General features: G+C 58.8%; 3 protein-coding genes. 1 reads left to right on the plus strand and 2 read right to left on the minus strand.

Annotated features, from left to right (window positions below):
* A partial coding sequence (locus Q0G18_RS09255; RefSeq protein ID WP_297152373.1) for an ABC transporter ATP-binding protein occupies positions 1-884 on the minus strand: 884 nt, incomplete at its 3' end.
* A gap of 2 nt (positions 885-886) precedes the next feature.
* A complete protein-coding gene (locus tag Q0G18_RS09260) occupies positions 887-1,660 on the minus strand; it encodes an energy-coupling factor transporter transmembrane component T (RefSeq protein ID WP_297152377.1) in 774 nt (257 codons plus the stop codon).
* Positions 1,661-1,755: 95 nt separating this feature from the next.
* Between Q0G18_RS09260 and Q0G18_RS09265 the strand changes: the two genes are divergently transcribed.
* Positions 1,756-2,808: an AraC family transcriptional regulator gene (locus Q0G18_RS09265; RefSeq protein ID WP_297152380.1), complete on the plus strand. Its 1,053-nt coding sequence runs from the start codon at positions 1,756-1,758 to the stop codon at positions 2,806-2,808.
* The last annotated feature ends 219 nt before the right edge of the window (positions 2,809-3,027 follow it).

The raw sequence follows: 3,027 nt of genomic DNA on the forward strand, positions 1-3,027 counted from the left end.
CCCACGCCGCTCATGCGCACGACGGGTTCCTCGCAGGAAAGCGAGCCGGAAACAGTCGGATCAGTCGCATCGCCTGCGGGCCGCACCGCCACAGACGAGTCGATTTCCGCGAGAGAGGCGGCGCGCAGCCCCATGCCGCTTCTCGTTTCGTACGGCAGCGCGAGAAATTCCCCCGCCGCCCAGTCGCCCGCAACCGCGCCGTCGCTTAAAATCACGTAACGGTCTGCGATGCCGTCAAGCCACCACAGGCGATGCTCGGAGACAAGCACGGTCTTTCCCTGACTCTTCAGAAGCGCAACCGTGCGCGCAAGATTCCGCATCGCATGCACATCGAGCGACGCGGTCGGCTCATCAAGCACGAAGATGTCAGGATGCACCGCATAGGCCGATGCCAGGATAACCGACTGCTTCTGCCCGCCGGAAAGTGCCTCGGTACCGCGCCCGAGCAGGTCCTCAATACCGAGCGTTGCCGCTGCCTGCGCCACACGTTCGACCATTTCCTCGCGATCGATTCCGAAGTTCTCGCATCCGAAGGCGATTTCCGAGGTCACGTCGAGATTGACGAACTGGCTACGCGGGTTCTGGAACACCGACCCGACATGCGCGGAAAGCTCGCCCATCGTCCATGCGGAAACGGGTTTTCCTGCAACAAGCACCTCACCTTGAAGGTCCCCTTCGTACATAAGAGGAATAAGCGCATTAACGAGGCGCGTAAGCGTTGTCTTGCCACATCCTGACTGCCCGGTCACAACAACGCATTGACCGCGAGGGATCTTCAGCGAAACGTCACGAAGCGATGGACGGGAAGCGCCTTTGTAGCAAAACGTGCATCCATCGAGCTCGATAGCATAGGGCGAAGCCTTCGTCGCGGCGGCATTTTCCATCATCAGAGCACCCCCGCTCTAAAGCAAACGGAAAGCGCAAGGAGCACCATCGCAGCGATGAGACACGCAGCATCGATAGCGCGCACCCTTAAGCGGTAATACGAGGTGCGGTGCGCACTCGCCCCCACGCCACGGACGACGACCGCGTTTCCCAGCTCGTCGGCGATCTGGCCCAACCGCGCGATCACGGGCACAAGGAAAAGTTCGGCGGTCTTCGCGGGATGGCGCACGACCGACCTCGGCATGAGTGCGATACCGCGCGTCTTCATAGCATCGGCGACAGCAGAGAATTCGCGTCCCATAGTGGGAAGGAAACGAAATGCCACGCACACAGCCACCGACACGTTCACAGGAACGTGTATCGCCTGCAGCGCACAAGCGAGCTCACCAAGACGCGTGGTTGCGATCATGTTGAAAGCGAACATGAAGGCGGGCAAAACATGGCGGTACATGAGAAGCGACGCCGCAAAGGGCGAAAGCAGGGTGTTCCCGCTCGCCACGAACAGCTGCGCCGTCACTGCGAACAGCGCATAGAAGGCAAGCCAGCGCACGATCGCGGAGAAGCGACGGCAATACGCCATCACGACAACGGTAAGCGCCAAAACGCCCATCTCGGCGAACAGGCTTTGCATAAGCGCCATCTGCACGTTGATCGCCGCCAGAACCGCAAGCGATACGCGCGGGTCGAGATGGCGCGGCGCGGCGTTGGCAGACGCCGAAGGCCGCGTCTGCGCTACCGCACTCAAGGGCAAAGACGCATCCATCAAAAGAGCCATGTGGTTTTCGTCTCTCTTCCTAATGGTTAGCCGTGAATAACTTTCTTCCAATAAAATAAGGTTCGATGAAGCGATGCGAAAGACGGAACGATAAGATGGAAAACTTCACCGAAAAGAATTCAAGTTCTACCGAAAAATCAAACGGGAGCTACGCCACAGGACAGGGAAACCCGCTTTACGACATGTTCGTCACGCAGCTTTCTCAGTTGCACACCGTATGCGCGAAGGAAGCGCTCGCGCGTGGATTCGGACAGGCCAACCTGGTGCGAAGCATCGGCGAGACATGGTTCGTCGACCCCCGATACGGCAGGGGCTCTTATTGGTTCTACCTCATGGATCGTGACACCATCGTCGTGTCAATGGACATCACATACGAACGCGCCGTGGAGGCAGTCATAGAGACTATTCCCTATCTAGGGTTCGGCCTCTATGAACATGCGATGCCCATGTATTGCTCGCCTGAGTGCGCTGGATCAAACTGCAAGCTCATAGGGCACGACTGGGATGGCGGCCCCTACATAAGCTCGTTCGAGCCCGACAAGCGGCTGTCATCGGCGTCGATCACCATAGCCCCTGAAGCGATACACCGCTATGCGGATGACTTGCACTGCGAGGAGAAGAAACTACGCCGTGCCATCAGGCAGCTCACCACATCGGACGGCGTGCCCGGCTTGCCCTCGGCGCTTCGAGGGCTCGACATCACCTACCCCGCCGCATCGGTCGCCGATTCGTATTATCACGCCAAGGTGATTGAATGCTTCGCGCTGCTGGCAAGCAGCATTCCCGAAAGGGTCACGGCAGCCGACGCCGTACGCATAAGCGACAGAGACTGTGTCAGCTGCATCTGCTCCTACATCGACAGCAACCTATCATCCGATCTCAGCACGAAAACGCTGTGCGACATCGCCCATGTAAGCGAGGGAAAGATGATATCGGCATTTCGCAATGTGCAGGGAGACACCCCACAAAGCTACATCCGCGCAAGGCGCCTGGAGCACGGACGACGCCTTCTCCTTGATGAAAGCCGCAAAATCAGCGAAATCGCCAAAAGCGCTGGCTACCGCAACCAGGGAGCGTTCACTGACGCATTCAAGCGTGCCTACGGCACGACGCCACGCGTCTATCGCAAAAGACTACGAATCGAATAGGAACAGCATCGAGCAATGCCCGCTCCCCAAACAAAAGATAAGGAGCGCTCTGAGGATGAATGAGCTGCCACCCATTTCTTGGACACGAGAAATGGGTGGCAGCTCAAAACAGGACGCTCCCCATTCGCTACCCCAGGCGGCGCGACTTCGTCTCGGGGCCGATCGCCAGCGTGACGGCGGCCGCCACCAGCGCGATGGCCACGATGCCGAAATAGATGA

Origin of the sequence: uncultured Ellagibacter sp. (assembly GCF_934636505.1) — a bacterium.
GTDB lineage: Bacteria > Actinomycetota > Coriobacteriia > Coriobacteriales > Eggerthellaceae > Ellagibacter.

Excerpts from the sequence above, each read along its gene's own strand:
- Q0G18_RS09265 (WP_297152380.1), top strand. The coding sequence starts at position 1,756 with ATGGAAAACTTCACCGAAAAGAATTCAAGTTCTACCGAAAAATCAAAC.
- Q0G18_RS09260 (WP_297152377.1), bottom strand. The coding sequence starts at position 1,660 with ATGGCTCTTTTGATGGATGCGTCTTTGCCCTTGAGTGCGGTAGCGCAG.